Source organism: Streptomyces sp. NPDC002520 (assembly GCF_053595235.1).
The window spans coordinates 152,657-175,273 of the sequence record NZ_JBSFXG010000015.1; the positions used below are offsets into that span (position 1 = coordinate 152,657).

Below are 22,617 nucleotides of genomic sequence, written 5' to 3' on the forward strand. Positions count from 1 at the left end.
GGAAACTGGGGTCATGACTGCGACGGAGACCACGGTCGGCATCGGCGGCGCCGCCGAGAGCACCGACATGGTGCTCAACATCGGCCCCCAGCATCCGTCCACGCACGGGGTGCTGCGGCTGCGGCTCGTGCTGGACGGCGAGCGCATCACGCACGCGGAGCCGGTGATCGGCTACATGCACCGGGGCGCCGAGAAGCTCTTCGAGGCGCGCGACTACCGGCAGATCATCATGCTCGCCAACCGCCACGACTGGCTGTCGGCGTTCTCCAACGAGCTGGGCGTGGTCCTCGCCGTCGAGCGGATGCTCGGCATGGAGGTCCCCGAACGCGCGGTCTGGACGCGCACGCTGCTGGCCGAGCTGAACCGGGTGCTGAACCACCTGATGTTCCTCGGGTCCTACCCGCTGGAGCTGGGCGGGATCACGCCGGTCTTCTACGCGTTCCGGGAGCGCGAGGTGCTGCAGAACGTCATGGAGGAGGTCTCCGGCGGGCGCATGCACTACATGTTCAACCGCGTCGGCGGCCTCAAGGAGGACCTGCCGGCCGGATGGACCGCACGCGCGCGTGCCGCCGTCGCCGCCGTCCGCTCCCGCATGGACGTCTTCGACGACCTGGTGCTCGGCAACGAGATCTTCCGCGGGCGTACGCGGGGCGTGGGGGCGCTGGCACCGGAGGCCGTGCACGCCTACGGCGCGAGCGGACCCATCGCGCGCGCCTCGGGCGTCGACTTCGACCTGCGCCGCGACGAGCCGTACCTGGCGTACGGCGAGCTGCAGGACGTGCTGAAGGTCGTCACCCGCGAGGAGGGCGACTGTCTCGCCCGCTTCGAGTGCCTGCTGGAGCAGACCCACAACGCGCTGGACCTCGCCGACGCCTGCCTGGACCGGATCGCCGGGCTGCCGCCGGGCCCGATCAACCAGCGGCTGCCCAAGGTGCTGAAGGCGCCCGAGGGGCACACGTACGCGTGGACCGAGAACCCGCTCGGGATCAACGGCTACTACCTGGTCAGCAAGGGCGAGAAGACGCCGTACCGGCTGAAGCTGCGCTCCGCCTCGTACAACAACATCCAGGTGCTGACCGAGCTGCTGCCGGGGACGCTGGTGGCGGACATGGTCGCGATCCTGGGGTCGATGTTCTTCGTGGTCGGCGACATCGACAAGTAGTGCGGCTCCGGGCCGGTGGGCCGGCTCCGGGCCACCGGCCTACAGGAGTGGGTCCGGAATTCCGACCGGCTGGAGCAGCCAGCCGAAGTCGCCGAGGCCGCCCGGTGCCGTGAGCTCGGCGGCCTCGCCCGCGCTCGCGAGGGCGCGCACGTAGGCCGAGGGATCCGTGGAGGCGAGCGCGAGCGGGGGGCGTGCGCCGGTGACGGCCAGGGCACGGAGCGCGTCGCTCTGGCTGCGGAGCTGTGCGGTGGGGAGCGCGCGCGCCGTGTTCGCGGGCGAGTGGAAAGCCGCGTGCGCCGGGTCGGAGGGCGTGTGCGCTGTGCGGGCCGCCGCGCAGGCGTCCAGTGCGACGTGCGCCGTGATGTCGCACGACCCGTCCGGCACGGGGGCCGTCTCGCGTCCCTCCCGGAAGCCGGTGAGGGTGCCGTACGGGGGGCGTGCGTCGGCGGTGTGCGCGTAGTCCACCGCGACCGCGAGTCCCCGGACCAGCCGGTCCACGGCGGTCGCCCACGCCAGGTCCCTGGGCAGCCCGATCTCCGCCCGCAGCCCCTCCTCGGCCGGCAGCGGCCACCACCGCGCCAGCCAGTCCGCGTCCGCGCCCGTCACCGGCTCCCCGAGCCGCTCGGAGCCGTCCGCCGCGACCAGCACCAGGCGGGGTACGCCCGCCGGATCGACCTCGGCGACGTCCACGGGCACGTTGTCCAGCCACTCGTTGGCGAACAGCAGCCCGGTCACCGCCTCCGGGGGTTCCCGCAGCCACGTGATCCGCGCGTCCAGGCCCGGCGGACGGTCGGCGATCTCGACGGCGTACCCGCGCGCGCGGGCGGCCACGTCGGCCGGCAGGGCGGCGAGGACGCCGGAGACCAGCTCGCCCCGCCCGGCCCCCATGTCGACGAAGTCCAGCACCTCGGGCCGGCCCAGCGCCTCGTCGACCCGGCACAGCAGCCGGGCCACGGCGACGGCGAACAGCGGCGATGCGTGCACGGACGTACGGAAGTGCCCGGCCGGGCCCTCGGGACGCCGGTAGAACCCGTCGGGGCCGTACAGCGCCGCCTCGGTCGCGGCCCGCCAGCCGCGCCCGCCGTCCGCCGCCGCCTCGGCTCCGGCCGCCGCCTCGGCTCCGGCCGTTCCGGCTCCCGCCGCCTCGGGTTCCCCGGTCCCGACGTCCCGCGCCGTCTCATCCGTCACCGCAACAGACTAGGCGCACAGGTGAGCACTGCCTCCACCTTGCGGAGTACACGCGCCCGGCGCGGATCGGCCCTCCGGTTGACCCCTGCACGCATTCGGTTTCCCTACTCTGGGTTACGTGCAGCGCCTCTATGACTTCCTCCGCCGGCACCCGACCTGGGTCGACAGCTTCTGGGCCGTCGTCCTGTTCGGGCTCTCCGGCGTGAGCGTGGTGAACGTCAACGGGGCGTCGGACCACCACCACGGGTCCGTCGCCGCGGGGATGGCCGTGTCCGCCGTCCTGTGCGTCGTCGTCGCCCTGCGCCGCCGCTTCCCGGAGGCGATGCTGCTGCTGGGGATCGCCACCGGGCTCGCCCAGCTGGTCCTGGACATCGAGACGCTGCTCGCCGACTTCGCGATGCTGGTGATCACCTACACGGTCGCCACGATGGGCGCCCGCTGGGCCTCCCGGCTCTCCCTCGGAGTCAGCCTGAGCGCGGCGACGCTGGCGCAGATCCGCTGGCCCGCCGAGCACAGCAGCTTCCTCGGACAGACCGCGATAGCGGCGTTCCAGACCGTTCCGTTCGCGCTCGCCTGGGTCCTCGGCGACTCCATGCGCACGCGCCGGGCCTACTTCGCCCAGCTGGAGGAGCGCGCCGCCCGCCTGGAGAAGGAGCGCGAGGCGCAGTCCAAGGTCGCGGTCGCCGCCGAGCGCGCCCGGATCGCGCGCGAGCTGCACGACGTGGTCGCGCACAACGTGTCGGTCATGGTCGTCCAGGCCGACGGTGCCGCCTACGTCCTCGACGCCGCCCCCGACCAGGCGAAGAAGGCACTGGAGACGATCTCCTCCACCGGCCGCCAGGCCCTCGCCGAGATGCGCCGTCTGCTCGGCGTGCTGCGCACCGGTGAGCACCAGGAGGGCGGGGAGTACGTCCCCCAGCCCGACGTCGAGCAGATCGACGAGCTCGTCGAGAAGTGCCGCAGCTCCGGCCTGCCCGTCGACTTCAAGGTCGAGGGCACCCCGCGCCCGCTGCCCAGCGGGGTGGAGCTGACCGCGTACCGGATCGTCCAGGAGGCGCTCACCAACACCCGCAAGCACGGCGGGCCCAACACGGGCGCGAGCGTGCGGCTGGTCTACTTCGACGACGGGCTCGGCCTGCTCGTCGAGGACGACGGCAAGGGCGCCCCGCACGAGCTGTACGAGGAGGGCGGCGCCGACGGCCAGGGGCACGGCCTGATCGGCATGCGCGAGCGGGTCGGCATGGTCGGCGGCACCCTGGACGCCGGTCCGCGGCCGGGCGGAGGATTCCGCATCAGCGTGCTGCTCCCGCTCAAACCGTCGCACTGACACCACCGCACGCCCCTTGTCGACACCTGCCACACCCCTGTCGCCGACAACGGAAGACGAAGACGCCTTCACGGCGACCGAAGACCCGCCCCTACGGCAACCGAAGACACGGAAGAGGACCCGATGGCGATCCGCGTGATGCTCGTCGACGACCAGGTGCTGCTGCGCACCGGGTTCCGGATGGTGCTCGCCGCCCAGCCGGACATGGAGGTCGTCGCGGAGGCGGGCGACGGCGTCGAGGCCCTCCAGGTGCTGCGCACCACCGACGTCGACGTGGTCCTGATGGACGTCCGCATGCCGAAACTGGACGGCGTCGAGACGACCCGGCGGATCTGCTCGGAGCCCAATCCGCCCAAGGTGCTCATCCTGACCACGTTCGACCTGGACGAGTACGCCTTCTCCGGGCTGAAGGCGGGCGCCTCCGGCTTCATGCTCAAGGACGTGCCGCCGGGTGAGCTGCTGTCCGCGATCCGCGCGGTGCACAGCGGCGACGCGGTCGTGGCGCCCTCCACCACCCGCCGCCTGCTGGACCGGTTCGCGCCGATGCTGCCCTCCGCCGGCAAGGAGCCCCGGCACAAGGAGCTGGAGCGGCTGACCGACCGCGAGCGCGAGGTCATGGTGCTGGTCGCGCAGGGCCTGTCGAACGGCGAGATCGCCGCCCGGCTGGTGCTGTCCGAGGCGACCGTGAAGACCCATGTGGGCCGCATCCTCACCAAGCTCGGGCTGCGGGACCGGGTGCAGGTGGTGGTGCTGGCGTACGAGACCGGGCTGGTACGGGCCGGCGGCCACGGCTGACGCGGGCCACGCGCGGGACCGACCGGACTCCTGCCCGTGCCTGTCGGTTCACGGTTCCGGCCGGACTCCTGTCAGCCCCCCGTCGGTTCACGGGTCCGGCCGGGCACCTGGGCCCGGTCGGTCCACGGACCGCCTCAGCGCAGTACGCCCTCGATGAAGTCGCTGCCCAGGCGGGCCACCGCCGACAGGTCCAGCTGGTGCTGTACGTACCGGCCCCGGCGGTAGTTGGTGATCAGGCCCGCCTTCTTCAGCACCGCCAGGTGCCGGGATATCTCGGGCGCCGACATGCCGTGCGCGTCGGCCAGTTCGCTCGTGGTGTACGGGGCGCGGGCCAGGTGCCGGCACAGCCGGATCCGTACCGGGTGGGCCAGTGCCTCCAGGCGGCGCGTGAGCTGCTCGACGGACGGGGCCTCGGGCCGGGAGCCGCTGACCGGGTAGGTGATCGACGGCTGCCAACCGTACCGGTGCAGGACCATCAGATGCGGCCGGCCGAGGCTGGTCGGCACCAGCACCAGGCCGCCGTCCCCGGTGGCGGTGCGGCCCATCACGAGCTTGTCGACCGTGACGAGCGCGCTCTCCTCGTCCAGGGAGACGGCACCGGAGAGCGACGACAGCGCCGCGCCGAGGCCCTTGCGGCGCAGCAGCTCGGTCTTGTGCCGGGCGTCCGCGGCGAGTTGGGGCTGGATCCGCGCCCAGGTGTCGGCGAAGAAGGCCTCGTCGCAGTCGAGCATCAGCTTGCGGAACCAGGCGCGCACGGCCGGCGGGTCGTCCAGCAACTGCCGGGCGATGCGCTCCTGGACGGTGCCGCGCGCGGCGGCCAGCTCCAGGGCGCGCCGACGCAGCTCCGGGTCGTCCAGCGGTGCGGTGTCCTGGACGTCGTAGCGCAGCGAGCAGCTGAACTCCAGGGCGGCGTGGACGAACTGCTCGTCCGTCAGCTTGTCCAGCAGGTCCAGCTCCTCGGCGAGCGTGGCGCCCGGGAGCGTGCGCCGGCCGGGGATCCCGGCGAACGGGGCGAAGACGTCGGAGAACGTCGTACGCCACAGGAACTCCGCCTCGCACAGCCGGTCGGCCAGGCACGGGTCCAGCCGGGACGAGACGGCGGTCGCCCAGCCCTGGAGCTCCGGGTGGTGGCCGGGCTCGCTGAGCGCGTGCAGCGCCATCCCCAGCTCCGCCAGCGGAGAGGGCACGACGGAGACCCGCTCGAGCGGCAGCCCGGTGATGTCGATGGTCACGCTCATGCCCCCCATCGTGCACCGGGCCACTGACAGCGCTCGCGCCGATTGACGACAGCCGTCAATCCACGGGACATCCGCACCGGTCGGAAGCAGGCTGAAGGCGCCGGGGCAGCCGCGGAGCCCGATCAGCCGGCGAGCGGTCGGCGATCAGCCGGCGATCAGTCCACGTCCCGAGAAGGCGATCCGCCATGAGCGTCACCGAGCAGTACCTCCTCGACGTCCACCGTGCCCGTACGCACGGCGAGCCCGAGCCGCCCGCGCCGGGCCGCCACGACCTCGACGTGCTGCGCGAACTGCGCGACCACCGGCGTTTTCGCGCCGTCCTCGCCGAGCGTCCGGCCCGGGGCCGGTTCCGCCGCGCGCTGAGCCGCCGGCTGCGGCCCCGCGGGCTGTAGCCGGACGACGCGGGCCGCCCGCGGACCGCCGGTGCCGGCCGCACCGCCGGTGTCTGCCGGACGGCCGGTGTCTGCCGGACCGCCCGTGCCCGTCGGACCGCCGGTGCGCCCGCCGGACCGCCCGTGCCCGCCGGAAGGCAGGCCCGCGCGGTCCGTTCCGGCGATGACCGGCTACTCCCTGCCGGGCAGCCGGCCCACGAAGTCCCCGACCGCGGCGCGGACATCGTCCGCCGTCCACTCCAGGCCCGCGGCGCGGACGGTGACCTCGGTGAACGCCAGGCCGGGCCCACCCTTGCCCCACCAGTCCGCGAAGAGCATCACCGAGGTCTCCTCGGCCTGGCGCACGGCGGCCTCCGCCAGCACCTCGGGGTCGTACGGCAGCCAGACCTGGAACTCGTGGGTGTGGGGCGTCTGCGGGTACACGCGCGCCCAGGGCAGCCCGGCCTCCGCGAACCCCTCGCGCAGCGCGGCGGCCACCACGCGCGCGTGGCGGACGTACTCGGGCAGCCGGGGCAGCTCCCGCTCCAGCCCGGCGAGAGCCGACAGTGCGGTCGGGAACTGCTGGAAGACCATCCCGCCGTACCGGTGCCGCCAGGTCTTCGCCTCCTCGATCAGGGTCTTCGGGCCGGCCAGCGCGGCGCCGCCGAAGCCGTCGAGGGACTTGTAGAACGACACGTAGACGCTGTCCGCCAGGCTCGCGATCTCGTCCAGCGGGCGGTCGAAGTGGACGGTGGACTCCCACAGGCGCGCCCCGTCGAAGTGGACCACCGCGTCGCGCTCCCGCGCCGCCTCGACGACCTCCGTCAGCTCGTCCCAGGTGGGCAGCACGAAACCGGCGTCCCGGAGGGGAAGTTCGAGCATCAGCGCCCCGAAGGGCTCCGGGAAGTCGCGCACCTCGGCGGCCGTGGGCAGCCGGGGCTCGCTCGTCACGATCACCGGGCGCAATCCGCTGACCTGGCTGAACGCATGCCGTTCGTGCACCTCGGGGTGCGCCATCGCGTGCAGGGCGACGGCGGGGTCGCCGGTGCGGCCCGCCCAGCAGCGCAGGGCGATCTGCTGGGCCATGGTGCCCGTCGGGAAGAACGCGGCCGCCTCGGTGCCGAGCAGCGCGGCGACGCGCTCCTCCAGGGCCTCCACGATCCCGTTGCCGTAGACGTCGGCCGGCTCGTCCAGGTCGTGCACCCGGGCTGCCTCGTCCTGCAGCCGCGCGAGCCGCTCGCGGATCGTGCCGCCCCATCCCGCGCGGGACAGGGTGCGCCGTGCCGCCCGCTGTGCGGCCCTGCGCCGCGCCCGTATCCGCTCCCGCGCCGACAGCTCGTCGTCCTGCGCCGATGCCTCGTCCGGCCCGGCCACCGCGTCGTCCCGTGCGGACACCTCGTCGCTCCGTGCGGACACCTCGTCGCTCCGTGCCGCCGACGCCCCGTCGTCCTGCCCGGCCGACCGCTCCTCAGCCTGATCCGAACCCTGCTCCGACAACCGCTCTTCGTCCCGCTCAGCCGAATCCGTCATGGCGGGGATCATCCCGCGCACGGCCGTCCGGGGCACCGGGATTTCGTGGCGGCCGCGCTCTCGCGCACGTGGCGTGACCCACAGCCTGTGGACAGCCGGATGCCCCCGGAGCCGATAGCGTTAACATGACGAGAAATCGTCCGGTACCCAGAGCGGACTGGAACGGGAAGGCCGCAGTCGCGTGAGTACAGTCCACCAGGTCCACCAGTCAGACACCCAGGACCGCCCCGCGCGGCTCACCGTCGGCGTCGTCGGCGCCGGACGCGTGGGTCCCGCCCTGGCCGCGTCCCTCCAGCTCGCCGGACACCGTCCGGTCGCCGTCTCCGGAGTCTCCGACGCCTCCCGCAGGCGTGCCGAGACGATGCTCCCCGACGTCCCCCTGGTGTCGCCCGCCGAGGTCCTGGAGCGTGCCGACCTCGTCCTGCTGACCGTCCCCGACGACGCCCTGCCCGGCCTGGTCGCCGGCCTCGCCGAGACCGGCGCGGTCCGGCCGGGCCAGCTGCTCGTGCACACCTCCGGCCGGTACGGCACCGCCGTGCTCGACCCCGCCCTGCGCGCGGGCGGGCTGCCGCTCGCGCTGCACCCGGCGATGACCTTCACGGGCACTCCCGTGGACGTCCAGCGCCTGGCCGGCTGCTCCTTCGGCGTCACCGCGCCCGAGGAGCTGCGGCTGGCCGCCGAGGCGCTGGTCATCGAGATGGGCGGCGAGCCCGAGTGGATCCGCGAGGAGAACCGCCCGCTCTACCACGCGGCCCTCGCGCTCGGCGCCAACCACCTGGTGACCCTGGTCGCGCAGTCCATGGAGCTGCTGCGCGCGGCCGGCGTGGAGGCCCCCGACCGGATGCTCGGCCCGCTGCTCGGCGCCGCCCTGGACAACGCCCTGCGCTCCGGTGACGCGGCGCTCACCGGGCCCGTCGCGCGCGGCGACGCCGGCACGGTCGCCGCGCACGTCACCGAGCTGCGCAAGCACGCCCCGCAGACCGTCGCGGGTTATCTGGCGATGGCCCGCGCGACCGCCGACCGCGCCCTCGCCCACGGCCTGCTGAAGCCGGAGCTGGCCGAGGACCTGCTCGGGGTACTCGCCGAGGGATCCCACGGAACCGACGGAACCAACGGCACGACCGGCACCGAGGGGAACGCCCGATGACCACCGCCCTGCTGCGCACCGCCGACGAACTGCACGCGCGCGTGCGCCACGGCCGCCGTGCCGTCGTGATGACCATGGGCGCCCTGCACGAGGGGCACGCCACGCTGATCCGCAGCGCACGCGAGATCGCGGGACCGGACGGCGAGGTCGTCGTCACCGTCTTCGTCAACCCGCTCCAGTTCGGCGCCGGCGAGGACCTGGACCGCTACCCGCGCACCCTGGACGCCGATCTGTCGCTCGCGGAACAGGCGGGTGCCGACGCCGTGTTCGCGCCCTTCGCGGACGAGGTCTACCCGGGCGGCCAACCCCAGGTCCGTATCTCCGCGGGCCCCATGGGCGAGCGCCTGGAGGGCGCTTCGCGCCCCGGCCACTTCGACGGGATGCTCACCGTCGTCGCCAAGCTGCTGCACCTGACCCGGCCCGACGTGGCCCTGTACGGGCAGAAGGACGCCCAGCAGCTGGCGCTGATCCGGCGCATGGTGCGCGACCTCGACTTCGGCATGGAGATCGTCGGCGTCCCCACCGTGCGCGAGGAGGACGGGCTGGCCCTCTCCAGCCGCAACCGTTACCTCTCCCCCCAGGAGCGCCACACCGCCCTCGCCCTGTCCCGCGCCCTGTTCGCGGGCGGTGACCGGCACGCGGCCCAGGAGGCGCTGCGCGCACGGGCCCTCGAAGTGCCCTCCACGCACGCGCGTGCCGAGGCGCTCAGCGCCATAGGGGAGTCCCGCGCGGCCGCCGACGCGCACGCCGTGGCCACGGCCGTGCCCGGCGCCCCTGCCGCCGTCCGCGCGGCCGCCCGTCAGGTCCTGGACGAGGCCGCCCGCCTCGACCCGCCGCTGCAGCTGGACTACCTCGCCCTGGTCGACCCGTCCGACTTCACCGAGATCGGCGACGACTTCACCGGCGAGGCCGTCCTCGCCGTGGCCGCCCGGGTCGGTGCGACCCGGCTGATCGACAACCTGCCCCTCACCTTCGGATCCCTCGGAGCCGCCTCGTGACCAGCACAGGCATACGACTGCACGCGCCCGCACCGGGGTGGTCCATCTCCGCGGACGTGGTCGTCGTCGGTTCCGGGGTGGCCGGTCTGACCACCGCCCTGCGCTGCGAGGCCGCGGGCCTGACGACGGTCGTCGTCACCAAGGCCCGGCTGGACGACGGCTCGACGCGCTGGGCGCAGGGCGGCATCGCCGCCGCCCTCGGCGAGGGCGACACCCCCGAGCAGCACCTTGAGGACACCCTGGTGGCGGGCGCGGGCCTGTGCGACGAGGACGCCGTACGCATCCTCGTCACCGAGGGCCCCGACGCCGTACGGCGGCTGATCTCGACCGGCGCCCACTTCGACACCGACGACGAGGGCGGCATCCAGCTCACCCGCGAGGGCGGCCACCACCGGCGGCGGATCGCGCACGCGGGCGGCGACGCCACCGGCGCGGAGGTCTCCCGGGCGCTCGTGGAGGCCGCCCACGCGCGCGGGGTGCGCACGATCGAGAACGCGCTCGTGCTGGACCTGCTGACCGACGAGGCCGGCCGCACCGCGGGCGTCACCCTGCACGTGATGGGCGAGGGCCAGCACGACGGAGTGGGCGCCGTGCACGCCCCCGCGGTCGTCCTCGCGACCGGCGGCATGGGCCAGGTGTTCTCCGCGACGACCAACCCGTCCGTCTCCACCGGCGACGGAGTGGCGCTGGCGCTGCGCGCGGGCGCGGAGGTCAGCGACCTGGAGTTCGTGCAGTTCCACCCGACCGTGCTGTTCCTCGGCGCCGACGCCGAGGGCCAGCAGCCGCTGGTCTCCGAGGCCGTGCGCGGCGAGGGCGCCCACCTGGTCGACGGCGACGGCGTGCGCTTCATGGCGGGGCAGCACGAGCTGGCCGAGCTGGCGCCCCGCGACATCGTCGCCAAGGGCATCATGCGGCGGATGCAGGAGCAGGACGCCGAGCACATGTTCCTCGACGCCCGGCACTTCGGCGCCGACATGTGGGAGCACCGCTTCCCGACGATCCTGGCCGCCTGCCGCGCCAACGGCATCGACCCGGTCACCGAGCCCATCCCGATCGCCCCGGCCGCCCACTACGCCTCCGGTGGCGTCCGCACCGACGCCCGCGGGCGTACGACGGTACCCGGCCTGTACGCGTGCGGAGAGGTCGCCTGCACGGGCGTGCACGGCGCCAACCGGCTCGCCTCGAACTCCCTGCTCGAAGGCCTCGTCTACGCCGAGCGCATCGCTGCCGACATCGCCGCGGCCCACGCGGACAACGGCCTGCACGCGCGTGTGCCCGTAGCCGTCCCCGATCCCGAGAAGCCCGCGCACCCGCTGCTCGCGCCCGAGACCCGCTTCGCCATCCAGCGGATCATGAGCGAGGGCGCGGGTGTACTGCGCTCGGAGGAGTCCCTGGCAAAGGCCGCCGGTCAGCTCCAGCGGCTGCACAGCGAGGCCCGCGACGCCCTCGACGAGAACGGCAAGACCGCCGAGCCCGGCGTCGACACCTGGGAGGCCACCAACCTCCTGTGCGTGGCCCGGGTCCTGGTCGCCGCCGCCCGGCTGCGCGAGGAGACCCGCGGCTGCCACTGGCGCGAGGACCGCGCCCAGCGCGACGACGCGCGATGGCGGCGGCACATCGTGGTACGGATCAACCCCGACCGGTCCCTGGCCGTACACACCACGGACACCGCGGACTTCCCCCCGACCCGGCCCACGCAGACTTCCCCCCGACCCGGCCCACCCGGCACCACCCGCGCCCCCAGGAGCAGTGAACTGTGAGCACCGACGACCTTCCCCTCGCCCCGACCGGCGGCTGCGGTGACGACTGCGCCTGCGGCGTGGAGGGCGACGAGGAGTACCTGGAGTGCGGGCTCGACCCCGCGCTCGCCGAGCTGCTGGCCGAGGCCGGGCTCGACCCCATCGAGATCGAGGACATCGCCAACGTCGCCGTCCAGGAGGACCTGGACGGCGGCGTGGACGTGACGACCGTCGCCACCATCGCCGAGGACGCGGTGTCCACCGGCGACTTCACCGCGCGCGAGGCCGGCGTCGCGGCCGGCCTCCGGGTCGCCGAGGCCGTGCTCTCGGTGGTCTGCACGGACGAGTTCGAGGTCGAGCGGCACGTCGAGGACGGCGACCGCGTCGAGGCCGGGCAGAAGCTGCTGTCGGTCACCGCGCGCACGCGTGACCTGCTCACCGCCGAGCGCAGCGCGCTGAACATCCTGTGCCGCCTGTCCGGCATCGCGACCGCCACACGCGCGTGGGCGGACGCCCTGGAGGGCAGCCGCACCCGGGTCCGCGACACCCGCAAGACCACCCCGGGCCTGCGGTCCCTGGAGAAGTTCGCCGTGCGCTGCGGCGGGGGCGTCAACCACCGCATGTCGCTGTCCGACGCCGCCCTGGTCAAGGACAACCACGTGGTCGCCGCCGGCGGTGTGGCCCAGGCCTTCAAGGCCGTACGGGAGGCCTTCCCGGAGCTGCCGATCGAGGTCGAGGTCGACACCCTGCACCAGCTGCGCGAGGTCGTGGACGCGGGCGCCGACCTGATCCTGCTGGACAACTTCACGCCCGGCGAGTGCGAGGAGGCCGTCGGCATCGTGGCCGGGCGGGCGCTGCTGGAGGCCTCCGGCCGGCTCACGCTGGAGAACGCGCGCGCGTACGCCGAGACCGGAGTGGACTTCCTGGCCGTCGGCGCCCTCACCCACTCCTCGCCGATCCTGGACATCGGCCTGGACCTTCGCGAGGCGGAGTAACGGCCATGCTGCTCACGATCGACGTCGGCAACACGCACACCGTTCTCGGCCTGTTCGACGGCGAGGACATCGTCGAGCACTGGCGCATCTCCACGGACTCGCGCCGCACGGCGGACGAGCTCGCGGTGCTGCTGCAGGGCCTGATGGGCATGCACCCGCTGCTCGGCGAGGAACTGGGCGACGGCATCGACGGCATCGCGATCTGCGCCACCGTGCCGTCCGTGCTGCACGAGCTGCGCGAGGTCACCCGGCGCTACTACGGCGACGTGCCCGCGGTCCTGGTCGAGCCGGGCGTGAAGACGGGCGTGCCGATCCTCACCGACAACCCCAAGGAGGTCGGCGCGGACCGGATCATCAACGCGGTCGCGGCCGTGGAGATGTACGGCGGCCCGGCGATCGTCGTCGACTTCGGTACGGCCACGACATTCGACGCGGTCTCCACGCGCGGGGAGTACGTCGGCGGGGTCATCGCGCCCGGCATCGAGATCTCCGTGGAGGCGCTCGGTGTCAAGGGCGCGCAGCTGCGGAAGATCGAGGTGGCCCGGCCGCGCAGCGTGATCGGCAAGAACACCGTGGAGGCCATGCAGGCGGGCATCGTGTACGGGTTCGCCGGGCAGGTCGACGGCGTGGTGAGCCGGATGGCCCGGGAGCTGGCCGACGACCCGGACGACGTCACGGTGATCGCCACGGGCGGTCTGGCGCCGATGGTGCTCGGGGAGTCCTCGGTGATCGACGAACACCAGCCCTGGCTGACGCTCATCGGACTGCGCCTCGTGTACGAGCGGAACGTGTCCCGCATGTGAGGAGACCGGAGCATGTGAGGGGACCGGAGCCTGGTCGCGCCTGGCCCCGGTCGGGGGAAACCGGGAGCGACACGCGACGACATAACCGTCCGATTCGTCACTTTTGTCCGATTAGCGGTAGCGTCGCCGCATGCCCACGCCATACGGATCCCGCGGCGGCATGGCGTTCGGCGTGGAGGAGCTGCGTGTGCTCCGCCGCGCCCTCGCCCTCGCCCTTCAGCCCGGCCACGCGTCCACCGAGGATGTGCAGGACTGCTTCCGCCTCGCCGAGTCGCTCGACGAGGCGATGCGCGAGGGAGCCAGGCTGCGCGCCTTCCTGGTGACCGATCTCGGCCGGTACCGATCCGCCCTGCCGGGCACCGCCGCCGGGTACCTCACGCTTCTGGAGGAGGTGCTGGGCGCCGGGTACCGGCCGACTCCGGACGACCTCGCCGCGCTCCGCGCGCTGCGCGGGAACCCCGTGGCCGCCGCCCTGCTCGGCCGCTGCCAGGTCCTCGCCGAGCAGGTGGTACGGGCCCGCTTCGCCCAGGGCGCGCACACGGTCCCCGCTCCCGCCGTACCGGCCTCCCGGAACCGCCTGACTGCCCTTCGGGGCGGCGTGGGCGAGGCCTGGGTGATGGTGGCCGAGGAGGCGGAGAAACGGCCTCAGAAGCCCGCACAGAAGCCCGGCCGCACCCCGTCGGAGCGCCCCGCCGAGCGCCCCGGCACGGAACCGGCGAGCCCGAAGCGGCCCATCCCCACCCCGGGCGAGGTCTTCCCGCGCCGCAAGCCACCCGCGGCACCGGCCGACCCGCAGCAGCCCCGCCAACTCGCCGCCGGCTGAATCCGCCGCGGCCCCGCGGGCCCGCCGCCCCACCACAGATCCGGCAGCCCGCCTGCCGCAGACCCCCACAGCCCCCACAGCCCCCACAGCCCCCACAGCCCGCCACCGGCCGAACCGGCGGCGGGCTGTGGGGGTCTGCGCGCCCGCCCCGCCCGCGACACGCCCACCCCGCCCCTTCCGCCCCGTCCCGCGTGGCTACTCTGGAGCCATGGACTACGTCTCCGCGCTCGTGCCCCCCATCGTCATGGCCGTGTTCTTCATCGGTCTGGTCAGGGTGATCGTGAAGACCCAGGGCGGGGCCGCCAAGGCCAAGGAGGACGCGGCCGTCGACGCCGCCCTCGCGCGCATGGAGGGCACCGGCAAGGCCTCCACCGGCGACGCCTGACCCCGTCTGCCGCCTCCCACCGCCCACCCGTCGCCCGTCCCGGCGTACGACTCTCCGCACCATCGGTGCTTTCGAGTCGTACGCCCTTTTTGTTCGCATTTGCGGCCAAAGCGCACGTTCGGTACGTCATTGGGCAGGATCTCCCACTATTGTTCTGAGCTGTGCCTCGCCCATTGGGAGAACTTGAAGACGCCGTGATGACCCGGGTGTGGAAGTGGAACCGCCCGGTGACTGTTCGAGAAGTCCTGGAAGACCTGCAGCAGGAACGGTCCATCGCGTACACCACCGTGATGACCGTTTTGGACAATCTCCATCACAAGGGCTGGGTCCGGCGCGAGGCGGAAGGACGCGCCTATCGATATGAGGCCGTCTCGACCCGGGCCGCGTACGCCGCCGCCCTGATGAACGACGCATGGTCGCAGAGCGACAACCCGGCGGCCGCTCTCGTCGCCTTCTTCGGGATGATGAGCGACGAACAGCGCCAGGCCCTCAGGGACGCGTGGCGCATCGTCCAGGGACCGGAAACACGGCAGGCTTCACAAGACGCTCAAGCGGAGAACCCCGGCTCGGCGGCGGAGGCCGACGAGCGATAGCGTCCGCCCATGTCAGCAGAGCGCCCCGAAGCCACCGCAAAAGCCATCACCGTCCGGCGGGCCCGGACCAGCGATGTCCCTGCCGTGCGCCGTCTCCTCGACGACTACACCCGTGAGCGCATCCTGCTCGACAAAGCCACGGTCACGCTTTACGAGGACATCCAGGAGTTCTGGGTCGCGGAACGCGACGACAACGCCGAGGTGGTCGGCTGCGGTGCCCTGCACGTGATGTGGGAAGACCTCGCGGAGGTGCGCACTCTCGCGGTGGAGCCCGGCCTCAGGGGTGCCGGAGTCGGTCATCACTTGCTGGAGAAGTTGCTGCAGACCGCGCGCTGGCTCGGCGTTCGCCGCGTTTTCTGTCTGACCTTCGAAGTCGACTTCTTCGGGAAGCACGGCTTCGTGGAGATCGGTGAGACACCGGTCGACACCGATGTGTACGCGGAGCTCTTGCGTTCCTATGACGAGGGCGTCGCTGAGTTCCTCGGTCTCGAACGAGTGAAACCGAACACCTTGGGCAACAGTCGGATGCTTCTGCATCTGTGATCGTCATTGCCGCGGTTCCCTATGTCCGAAACGCGCATGTTTCCGGGCCGGGGCGGGCCCCTGGGTCTCTCCCAGGGGTTTGTGTTTTTCCGGCAAAAGCGGTTTGCTTTCCGACGTACTGCAGTACTGCATATAACAGGGGCGGCGAAACGGCGGACGCCGCTCACCCCTCGCCCTCTCGTTATCGATGAAAGGAAATCCGGTGGCACAGAAGGTTCAGGTCCTTCTTGTCGACGACCTCGACGGCAGCACGGCCGACGAGACCGTGACGTTCGCGCTGGACGGCAAGACCTACGAGATCGATCTCACGACCGGCAATGCGGACAAGCTGCGTGGCCTTCTCGACCCCTATGTGAAGGGCGGCCGGCGTACCGGTGGCCGTGCTTCGGGTGGACGTGGAAAGGCGCGTGCCGCTTCCGGTGGCAGCCAGGACACCGCGGCGATCCGCGCCTGGGCGAAGGAGAACAATTACGAGGTCAACGACCGCGGCCGTGTTCCCGCGTCCATCCGCGAGGCCTACGAGAAGGCCAACGGCTGATTTCGCCGACAGGCGGGCGGCCCGGCGCTCAGGCGCCGCAGCCGGACCCGGTGGCACTGGGCTGCCACCGTGTCCACCAGTCGTACGAGATCGGGGGCGCCCCCCGCGGCCCCGATGGCCGGCAGCGCCGGCAGCGAAGCCTCCAGCTCGCATCCCGGCTCGGGGGGCCGCAGCCAGACGGCGGCCCCCTGCACGGAGCCCGCGCACTCCCCGGCGGCCGCAGCCGCCCTCGCACGGTCGCGCACCGGCGACGGAGTCCCGCCGCGGAACCGCTCGGGCCGAGCCGGCGCCTCCATCAGGCCCCCGGCGCCCAGGGCCCGCAGATCCAGGTCCAGCGGCCCCCATTCCAGCCAGTCCAGCAGCTGCGGCAGCTCCTCCGCGCCGCCCGCCGCCACCAGCAGCCGCATCCGCTCGCCCCGCAGGGCCACCGGAGAGCCCGGCGCGAGATGCCTGAGCGCCACGGCGCCCGCCTCGGCCGGCACGTCCAGGACGTCGAACCGCACCCCCGTGACCAGCCGCAGCGGCCGGCCGGGCACTGTCGCCCACCCCAGATCGTTCTCGTACCAGCGTCGGACCCCGGCATCGGGGCCGGGGTCGCACGGACGACGGGGAAGAGGGACCGTGGAGGTCACGGGGACCGAGCCAGCCATGCCACGTGCAACCGGCGAAGCACACCGAGAGTTACGCTGGGTGTGCCGATAATTGCGCACAGTGCCCAAAAGGGGAGCGTATGGGCCCCTGGGGAGGCGCAAGGTTGTTCGCCCATAGCGGAGGGAACCAGGCCGCGCGGCATGGAGTGTCAGTCCCTGCGGGTAAGACATGCCTAGTGGGAGGGGGCGACGCGCAGGATCGGCCGTCTCACGTTCGCCATCGGCGTACTGGCGAGTGGGGTAACTGCCTGGCCTGCGGGAACATCGTCTCGCACCATCGGGTTGGAGCAGATGTCGGCGTTCGGGGTCAGGAGGCCAAGGACGGTGTCGGCAGTTGGAATGAGCGGTCCCCGCTTGCGGGACTAAGCTGCGGAAGGACAGGGAGGGGAAGTTCCCCCCACTGCCTGACCGCTCTGAGGAGCGATTAACGATGTTCGAGAGGTTCACCGACCGCGCGCGGCGGGTTGTCGTCCTGGCTCAGGAAGAAGCCCGGATGCTCAACCACAACTACATCGGCACCGAGCACATCCTCCTGGGTCTCATCCACGAGGGTGAAGGTGTCGCCGCTAAGGCCCTGGAGAGCCTCGGCATTTCGCTCGAGGCGGTCCGCCAGCAGGTGGAGGAGATCATCGGCCAGGGCCAGCAGGCCCCGTCCGGCCACATCCCCTTCACCCCCCGTGCCAAGAAGGTGCTGGAGCTGTCGCTCCGCGAGGCGCTTCAGCTGGGTCACAACTACATCGGCACAGAGCACATCCTGCTCGGCCTGATCCGTGAGGGCGAGGGCGTCGCCGCCCAGGTCCTGGTCAAGCTGGGCGCAGACCTCAACCGGGTGCGGCAGCAGGTCATCCAGCTGCTCTCCGGTTACCAGGGCAAGGAGACCGCCGCCGCCGGCGGCCCGGCCGAGGGCACCCCCTCGACCTCCCTCGTCCTGGACCAGTTCGGCCGGAACCTCACCCAGGCCGCTCGTGAGTCCAAGCTCGACCCGGTCATCGGGCGCGAGAAGGAGATCGAGCGGGTCATGCAGGTGCTGTCCCGCCGTACCAAGAACAACCCGGTCCTGATCGGTGAGCCCGGCGTCGGCAAGACCGCCGTCGTCGAGGGTCTCGCGCAGGCCATCGTCAAGGGCGAGGTGCCCGAGACCCTCAAGGACAAGCACCTCTACACTCTGGACCTCGGCGCCCTGGTCGCCGGCTCCCGCTACCGCGGTGACTTCGAGGAGCGCCTGAAGAAGGTCCTCAAGGAGATCCGCACCCGCGGCGACATCATCCTGTTCATCGACGAGCTGCACACGCTGGTCGGTGCGGGTGCCGCCGAGGGCGCCATCGACGCCGCCTCCATCCTGAAGCCGATGCTGGCCCGCGGTGAGCTGCAGACCATCGGTGCGACCACCCTGGACGAGTACCGCAAGCACCTGGAGAAGGACGCGGCCCTGGAGCGCCGCTTCCAGCCCATCCAGGTCGCCGAGCCGTCCCTGCCGCACACGATCGAGATCCTCAAGGGCCTGCGCGACCGCTACGAGGCCCACCACCGTGTCTCCATCACGGACGAGGCCCTCGTCCAGGCGGCCACGCTGGCCGACCGCTACATCTCGGACCGCTTCCTGCCGGACAAGGCGATCGACCTGATCGACGAGGCCGGTTCCCGGATGCGCATCCGCCGCATGACCGCGCCGCCGGACCTGCGCGAGTTCGACGAGAAGATCGCCGCCGTCCGCCGGGACAAGGAGTCCGCGATCGACTCGCAGGACTTCGAGAAGGCCGCCTCCCTCCGCGACAAGGAGAAGCAGCTCCTGGCCGCCAAGGCCAAGCGGGAGAAGGAGTGGAAGGCCGGCGACATGGACGTCGTCGCCGAGGTCGACGGCGAGCTGATCGCCGAGGTCCTCGCCACGGCCACCGGCATCCCGGTCTTCAAGCTGACCGAGGAGGAGTCCAGCCGCCTGCTCCGCATGGAGGAGGAGCTGCACAAGCGGGTCATCGGCCAGGTCGACGCCGTCAAGGCGCTGTCGAAGGCGATCCGCCGTACGCGCGCCGGTCTGAAGGACCCGAAGCGTCCCGGTGGTTCGTTCATCTTCGCCGGCCCGTCCGGTGTCGGTAAGACCGAACTCTCCAAGGCCCTCGCCGAGTTCCTCTTCGGTGACGAGGACGCGCTGATCTCCCTCGACATGTCGGAGTTCAGCGAGAAGCACACGGTCTCGCGTCTCTTCGGTTCGCCCCCCGGCTACGTGGGCTACGAAGAGGGCGGTCAGCTGACGGAGAAGGTCCGCCGCAAGCCGTTCTCGGTCGTCCTCTTCGACGAGGTCGAGAAGGCCCACCCGGACATCTTCAACTCGCTGCTGCAGATCCTGGAGGACGGTCGCCTGACCGACTCCCAGGGCCGGGTCGTGGACTTCAAGAACACGGTCATCATCATGACGACCAACCTCGGCACCCGGGACATCTCCAAGGGCTTCAACCTGGGCTTCGCGGCCTCGGGTGACACGAAGACCAACTACGAGCGCATGAAGAACAAGGTCCAGGACGAGCTGAAGCAGCACTTCCGGCCAGAGTTCCTCAACCGCGTCGACGACGTGGTCGTCTTCCCGCAGCTGACGCAGGAGGACATCCTGCGGATCGTCGACCTGATGATCGGCAAGGTGGACGAGCGCCTCAAGGACCGGGACATGGGCATCGAGCTCTCCCAGTCCGCCAAGGAGCTGCTGTCCAAGAAGGGTTACGACCCGGTGCTGGGCGCGCGTCCGCTGCGTCGCACGATCCAGCGCGAGATCGAGGACTCGCTCTCCGAGAAGATCCTCTTCGGCGAGCTGCGCCCCGGTCACATCGTGGTCGTGGACACCGAGGGCGAGGGTGAGACGCAGACCTTCACCTTCCGGGGTGAGGAGAAGTCGGCACTGCCGGACGTCCCGCCGATCGAGCAGGCGGCCGGCGGGGCCGGGCCGAACCTGAGCAAGGACGCGTAAGGCTTCGGCGAATCGGCCGGGCAGAAACCGCGCGACAAGGGGCCGGTGCTTTCGAGCACCGGCCCCTTTCGGGGTCTGTGGGCGCCTTGAGATCAGAAGGCGAAGGGGCGGGACCGGGGAGCCAGTACTTCGGTGTCCGGGAAGTCCGCGTCGTGCGCGGTCCTGTCCAAGGCGATGCCGAGGCCGCGGCCGCCCGCGAGGACCCGGTGAATCGAGCGCCGCGTCCACCAGCTGCGCGGCGAGTTTGCGCATTTCCTTCTCGCCCGGTCCGCGTCCGCTGTTTCGGAAGGGGACGAGTTCTCTCAGCCGTATGGGCTTTGCGACCAGTCCGGCTCCGGGGCCGTCCGCAGGGAACAGCTTCTTCAACAGCGAGACGATCAGCCCGAGGGCCGGCTTCCCGCCGATTGCCGCGGGCTCCATCCGCCACCCCGTGGTCGTAGAACCTCAAAGACAGGGATGGAGCCCAGTCGGTGGACTCAGTGGCGGGTCAGGACAACTGGCCGTTGTAGTCCGGGAGTTTGTACGTCTTCTCGGCGTGGCCGCCGGAGAGGTCGGTGGCGCTGTTGCCGATGTTCGCGACGATCGTGTAGCCCTGGTTCTCGATGTCGACGCGCTGTGCGGTCTTGTAGGCGGCGACGTCCTTGAACAGGTCGAACAGGCCGCGGACGTACAGGCCGGAGACGTCGTAGCCGTCGTGCTCGAGGTTGTACTCGGTGGGCCAGTAGATGATGCCCGGACGCGCGGTGACGAAGAACAGCTTCACGCCGTGCTGCTGGGCGTACTGGGCGACGTTCAGCACGGGCTTGTTGGCCGGCTGCGGGTAGGAGAACCCGAAGTCGGTCTCCAGCGTGGTGTTGTCGATGTCGAAGACGATCGCCTGCTTCTCGCCCGGCTCGGCGTGGGCGATGCGGTACTTGAGGTACGGCAGGGCCTGGTTCATGACCGTCTGGCAGTCCTTCTGCCAGGTGGCGTAGTCGACCTTGCCGGTGGTGGCGGCCGCGGTGGAGCTGCCGGCGGCGGCCGGGGCGGCGGAGTCGGCCGCCTGCGCGGGGACGGCCAGTGCGGCGAGCGCGGCCACGGAGACGGCGGTGACGGATATCCGGCGCGCCCAGGGGCGTGTGGTCATCGGTGGGGTTCCTCTCACGTCCGTACGCTGCACGGCCCGAAAAGTGATCTGTCAGGGGCATGATCTGCTGTGCGGGTGTCGCGAGGGGAACCGTAAGGTTACTGATCGGTAGGTGGATAGAGGCCTGCGTCACATTTCTCCGGTCCACGGCTTATGGAGTCGGTGACATGGCACACAGCGAAATACCCGGTACTAACCCCGATCGTGGATCTCCAAACGGGACAAAAGGGATTTTAGGGGTGACGCCTGGAGAGGAAAGGCCACGTCAGGGGCCGGGTGTCTGAAATGGGCGATCTGTCAAGAAGTAATGGTATTTGATGCCGTCTACTGCACCGAGTCGTAGATGGGGGGGATTGAGTGCCGATGGGGTGGCGGGTTACCAATGAATTGCCCACCCGCCGAGCGGAAGCATTCGTACGCCGGGTGGCTCTCTGTTCCCGACTTCACGAGGTCTAGATGTTCCAGCGCTTCACGTCCCGTAACTCCCGTACGTCCTCGCTCCGCAACCGCGCGGCCGTCCTGGCCCTCGGAATGGGCGCCACGGCGGTACTGGGCAGCGGGATCGCGAGCGCCGCGACTCCCTCCGCGGCCTCTTGGGTCGACCCGGTGAAGAAGTACACCCTGTCGGCCAGCTTCATGCAGTCCGGCAGCCACTGGGTCGCCAAGCACAGCGGTCAGGACTTCGCGGTGCCGACCGGCACCGAGGTCCTCGCGGCGCACGGCGGCACCGTCGTCAAGGCCGGTCCCAACGGCGCCGGTGACGGTCCCGCGTACGGCAACGCCGTCGTCATCAAGCACGGCAACGGCACCTACTCGCAGTACGCGCACCTGTCCCGGATCGACGTCAAGGTCGGCCAGGTCGTCAACACCGCCCAGCACATCGCGCTCTCGGGCAGCACCGGCAACTCCACCGGCCCGCACCTGCACTTCGAGATCCGCACGACCCCGAACTACGGCTCCGCGGTCGACCCGGTCGCCTTCCTGCACGCCAAGGGCGTCAAGGTCTGATCCCGCGTCAGCCGGTCACCCTGGCGGGAGCCGGTCATCCTGGCGGGCGCCCTCGTGCGCCTGCGTGACGAGATCCACGGCGACCTCGAGAACGGCCTCGCGCTTCTTCTCGGGGTCGCCTTCCAGGTCCTGCATCACGAACATCCCCGCGTGCAGCGTGAACAGCGCGCTGATGCAGCGGACCTGGTCCGCGAGCCGGGCCTCGGGGTCGATGATGATGTCCCGCAGGCCGCGCATCCGGTCCTTGAAGGTGTCGCCGATGCGCAGTTCCCGTACCGTCGCCTGGTTCTCCTGCATGAACCGGAACAGCGGTTCCGCGCCGGACAGGGCCTCGCTGTAGCGCCGTACGATCTCCTGCTTGGTCTCCAGTGTGTGCGGGCGGCTCCTGCCCCACTCGATCAGGTCCTCGATCGGCTGCGTCAGATCCTCGAAGAGGCTGACGATGATCTCTTCCTTCGTCTTGAAGTGGTAGTAGAGAGCCGCCTTCGTGACGTCGAGACGCTCGGCGATCTCGCGCAGGGAGGTCTTCTCGTAGCCCTGCTCGGCGAAGAGTTCGAGCGCCACGTCCTGGATGCGCTGGCGGGTGTTGCCGCGGCGCTGCTGCTTCGTGCCGTCCATGGTGACGCCCATCCTCGTACTCCTTGCGCTCCCGCGGAAACTTACTTGACGCCCGGCTAGTTTCCAGTCTACTTTCCCCAGTGT

The 22,617-nt window shown here is 71.4% G+C and carries 22 protein-coding genes; 16 read left to right on the top strand and 6 right to left on the bottom strand.

All coding sequences use genetic code 11. The features are described 5' to 3' along the window. Positions 1–13: 13 nt before the first annotated feature. Complete coding sequence (locus tag ACWD5D_RS22300) at positions 14–1,162, top strand: NADH-quinone oxidoreductase subunit D (RefSeq protein WP_451374467.1); 1,149 nt, start codon at positions 14–16, stop codon at positions 1,160–1,162. 39 nt (positions 1,163–1,201) lie between these two features. Here the strand turns inward: ACWD5D_RS22300 and ACWD5D_RS22305 are convergent, their stop codons facing one another. After that, complete coding sequence (locus ACWD5D_RS22305) at positions 1,202–2,209, bottom strand: SAM-dependent methyltransferase (protein ID WP_451374516.1); 1,008 nt, start codon at positions 2,207–2,209, stop codon at positions 1,202–1,204. A gap of 259 nt (positions 2,210–2,468) precedes the next feature. On the opposite strand from ACWD5D_RS22305, the gene ACWD5D_RS22310 reads away from it, so the two are divergent. Further along, a complete protein-coding gene (locus tag ACWD5D_RS22310) occupies positions 2,469–3,677 on the top strand; it encodes a sensor histidine kinase (protein WP_451374468.1) in 1,209 nt (402 codons plus the stop codon). Positions 3,678–3,800: 123 nt separating this feature from the next. After that, the gene (locus tag ACWD5D_RS22315; RefSeq protein ID WP_451374469.1) at positions 3,801–4,472 is read left to right on the top strand and encodes a response regulator; all 672 of its coding nucleotides are present in this window, start codon (positions 3,801–3,803) and stop codon (positions 4,470–4,472) included. Between the two features lie 134 nt (positions 4,473–4,606). Here ACWD5D_RS22315 and ACWD5D_RS22320 read toward each other — a convergent pair whose 3' ends face one another. Next, a complete protein-coding gene (locus ACWD5D_RS22320; RefSeq protein ID WP_451374470.1) occupies positions 4,607–5,710 on the bottom strand; it encodes a DUF5937 family protein in 1,104 nt (367 codons plus the stop codon). Between the two features lie 185 nt (positions 5,711–5,895). Here ACWD5D_RS22320 and ACWD5D_RS22325 point away from each other — a divergent pair, with 185 nt between their 5' ends. After that, positions 5,896–6,102 carry a hypothetical protein gene (locus ACWD5D_RS22325; RefSeq protein ID WP_451374471.1) on the top strand — a complete coding sequence of 69 codons (207 nt, stop codon included), beginning with the start codon at positions 5,896–5,898 and terminating at the stop codon, positions 6,100–6,102. 171 nt (positions 6,103–6,273) lie between these two features. Here ACWD5D_RS22325 and ACWD5D_RS22330 read toward each other — a convergent pair whose 3' ends face one another. After that, positions 6,274–7,611 carry a threonine aldolase family protein gene (locus ACWD5D_RS22330; RefSeq protein WP_451374472.1) on the bottom strand — a complete coding sequence of 446 codons (1,338 nt, stop codon included), beginning with the start codon at positions 7,609–7,611 and terminating at the stop codon, positions 6,274–6,276. A 181-nt stretch (positions 7,612–7,792) separates the two neighbouring features. On the opposite strand from ACWD5D_RS22330, the gene ACWD5D_RS22335 reads away from it, so the two are divergent. The 10 genes from ACWD5D_RS22335 (at position 7,793) to ACWD5D_RS22380 (ending at position 16,175) form a co-directional block, all read left to right on the top strand. After that, positions 7,793–8,758, top strand: a complete 966-nt coding sequence (locus tag ACWD5D_RS22335) for a Rossmann-like and DUF2520 domain-containing protein (RefSeq protein ID WP_451374473.1) — start codon at positions 7,793–7,795, stop codon at positions 8,756–8,758. After that, entirely contained in the window at positions 8,755–9,756 is a 1,002-nt protein-coding gene (gene panC, locus ACWD5D_RS22340; protein WP_451374474.1) for a pantoate--beta-alanine ligase, read from the top strand. The genes ACWD5D_RS22335 and panC overlap by 4 nt, the downstream gene beginning before the upstream one ends. After that, the gene (locus ACWD5D_RS22345; RefSeq protein WP_451374475.1) at positions 9,753–11,516 is read left to right on the top strand and encodes an L-aspartate oxidase; all 1,764 of its coding nucleotides are present in this window, start codon (positions 9,753–9,755) and stop codon (positions 11,514–11,516) included. The genes panC and ACWD5D_RS22345 overlap by 4 nt, the downstream gene beginning before the upstream one ends. Further along, positions 11,513–12,490, top strand: a complete 978-nt coding sequence (gene nadC / locus ACWD5D_RS22350) for a carboxylating nicotinate-nucleotide diphosphorylase (RefSeq protein WP_451374476.1) — start codon at positions 11,513–11,515, stop codon at positions 12,488–12,490. The genes ACWD5D_RS22345 and nadC overlap by 4 nt, the downstream gene beginning before the upstream one ends. Positions 12,491–12,495: 5 nt before the next feature. Continuing rightward, entirely contained in the window at positions 12,496–13,293 is a 798-nt protein-coding gene (locus ACWD5D_RS22355) for a type III pantothenate kinase (protein WP_451374477.1), read from the top strand. Between the two features lie 160 nt (positions 13,294–13,453). Further along, positions 13,454–14,116 (top strand): hypothetical protein, encoded by a 663-nt coding sequence (locus ACWD5D_RS22360; RefSeq protein WP_451374517.1) that lies wholly within the window; start codon positions 13,454–13,456, stop codon positions 14,114–14,116. Positions 14,117–14,324: 208 nt separating this feature from the next. Then, positions 14,325–14,501, top strand: a complete 177-nt coding sequence (locus tag ACWD5D_RS22365; protein WP_451374478.1) for a hypothetical protein — start codon at positions 14,325–14,327, stop codon at positions 14,499–14,501. 173 nt (positions 14,502–14,674) lie between these two features. Further along, on the top strand, positions 14,675–15,094 hold the full coding sequence (locus ACWD5D_RS22370) for a BlaI/MecI/CopY family transcriptional regulator (protein ID WP_451374479.1): 420 nt from the start codon (positions 14,675–14,677) through the stop codon (positions 15,092–15,094). A gap of 9 nt (positions 15,095–15,103) precedes the next feature. Further along, the gene (locus ACWD5D_RS22375) at positions 15,104–15,637 is read left to right on the top strand and encodes an amino-acid N-acetyltransferase (RefSeq protein WP_451374480.1); all 534 of its coding nucleotides are present in this window, start codon (positions 15,104–15,106) and stop codon (positions 15,635–15,637) included. 202 nt (positions 15,638–15,839) lie between these two features. Next, positions 15,840–16,175, top strand: a complete 336-nt coding sequence (locus ACWD5D_RS22380) for a histone-like nucleoid-structuring protein Lsr2 (protein ID WP_451374481.1) — start codon at positions 15,840–15,842, stop codon at positions 16,173–16,175. Here the strand turns inward: ACWD5D_RS22380 and ACWD5D_RS22385 are convergent. After that, a complete protein-coding gene (locus ACWD5D_RS22385) occupies positions 16,154–16,825 on the bottom strand; it encodes an SCO3374 family protein (protein ID WP_451374482.1) in 672 nt (223 codons plus the stop codon). The two genes, ACWD5D_RS22380 and ACWD5D_RS22385, sit on opposite strands and share 22 nt — an antisense overlap. Before the next feature lie 430 nt (positions 16,826–17,255). Between ACWD5D_RS22385 and ACWD5D_RS22390 the strand changes: the two genes are divergently transcribed. Beyond that, a complete protein-coding gene (locus ACWD5D_RS22390; protein ID WP_451374483.1) occupies positions 17,256–19,781 on the top strand; it encodes an ATP-dependent Clp protease ATP-binding subunit in 2,526 nt (841 codons plus the stop codon). A 487-nt stretch (positions 19,782–20,268) separates the two neighbouring features. Here the strand turns inward: ACWD5D_RS22390 and ACWD5D_RS22395 are convergent, their stop codons facing one another. After that, positions 20,269–20,907, bottom strand: a complete 639-nt coding sequence (locus tag ACWD5D_RS22395) for an HAD family acid phosphatase (RefSeq protein ID WP_451374484.1) — start codon at positions 20,905–20,907, stop codon at positions 20,269–20,271. A gap of 456 nt (positions 20,908–21,363) precedes the next feature. Here ACWD5D_RS22395 and ACWD5D_RS22400 point away from each other — a divergent pair, with 456 nt between their 5' ends. Beyond that, complete coding sequence (locus ACWD5D_RS22400) at positions 21,364–21,915, top strand: M23 family metallopeptidase (protein WP_451374485.1); 552 nt, start codon at positions 21,364–21,366, stop codon at positions 21,913–21,915. A 15-nt stretch (positions 21,916–21,930) separates the two neighbouring features. Here the strand turns inward: ACWD5D_RS22400 and ACWD5D_RS22405 are convergent, their stop codons facing one another. Beyond that, positions 21,931–22,545: a TetR/AcrR family transcriptional regulator gene (locus ACWD5D_RS22405; protein WP_451374486.1), complete on the bottom strand. Its 615-nt coding sequence runs from the start codon at positions 22,543–22,545 to the stop codon at positions 21,931–21,933. Between the last annotated feature and the right edge of the window lie 72 nt (positions 22,546–22,617).

Bases quoted from the DNA above. Each gene is read 5' to 3' on its own strand.
- ACWD5D_RS22300 (WP_451374467.1), top strand. From the start codon at position 14: ATGACTGCGACGGAGACCACGGTCGGCATCGGCGGCGCCGCCGAGAGC.
- ACWD5D_RS22315 (WP_451374469.1), top strand. From the start codon at position 3,801: ATGGCGATCCGCGTGATGCTCGTCGACGACCAGGTGCTGCTGCGCACC.
- ACWD5D_RS22320 (WP_451374470.1), bottom strand. From the start codon at position 5,710: ATGAGCGTGACCATCGACATCACCGGGCTGCCGCTCGAGCGGGTCTCC.
- ACWD5D_RS22325 (WP_451374471.1), top strand. From the start codon at position 5,896: ATGAGCGTCACCGAGCAGTACCTCCTCGACGTCCACCGTGCCCGTACG.
- ACWD5D_RS22330 (WP_451374472.1), bottom strand. From the start codon at position 7,611: ATGACGGATTCGGCTGAGCGGGACGAAGAGCGGTTGTCGGAGCAGGGT.
- panC (WP_451374474.1), top strand. From the start codon at position 8,755: ATGACCACCGCCCTGCTGCGCACCGCCGACGAACTGCACGCGCGCGTG.
- ACWD5D_RS22355 (WP_451374477.1), top strand. From the start codon at position 12,496: ATGCTGCTCACGATCGACGTCGGCAACACGCACACCGTTCTCGGCCTG.
- ACWD5D_RS22360 (WP_451374517.1), top strand. From the start codon at position 13,454: ATGGCGTTCGGCGTGGAGGAGCTGCGTGTGCTCCGCCGCGCCCTCGCC.
- ACWD5D_RS22365 (WP_451374478.1), top strand. From the start codon at position 14,325: ATGGACTACGTCTCCGCGCTCGTGCCCCCCATCGTCATGGCCGTGTTC.
- ACWD5D_RS22375 (WP_451374480.1), top strand. From the start codon at position 15,104: ATGTCAGCAGAGCGCCCCGAAGCCACCGCAAAAGCCATCACCGTCCGG.
- ACWD5D_RS22385 (WP_451374482.1), bottom strand. From the start codon at position 16,825: ATGGCTGGCTCGGTCCCCGTGACCTCCACGGTCCCTCTTCCCCGTCGT.
- ACWD5D_RS22390 (WP_451374483.1), top strand. From the start codon at position 17,256: ATGTTCGAGAGGTTCACCGACCGCGCGCGGCGGGTTGTCGTCCTGGCT.
- ACWD5D_RS22395 (WP_451374484.1), bottom strand. From the start codon at position 20,907: ATGACCACACGCCCCTGGGCGCGCCGGATATCCGTCACCGCCGTCTCC.
- ACWD5D_RS22400 (WP_451374485.1), top strand. From the start codon at position 21,364: ATGTTCCAGCGCTTCACGTCCCGTAACTCCCGTACGTCCTCGCTCCGC.
- ACWD5D_RS22405 (WP_451374486.1), bottom strand. From the start codon at position 22,545: ATGGGCGTCACCATGGACGGCACGAAGCAGCAGCGCCGCGGCAACACC.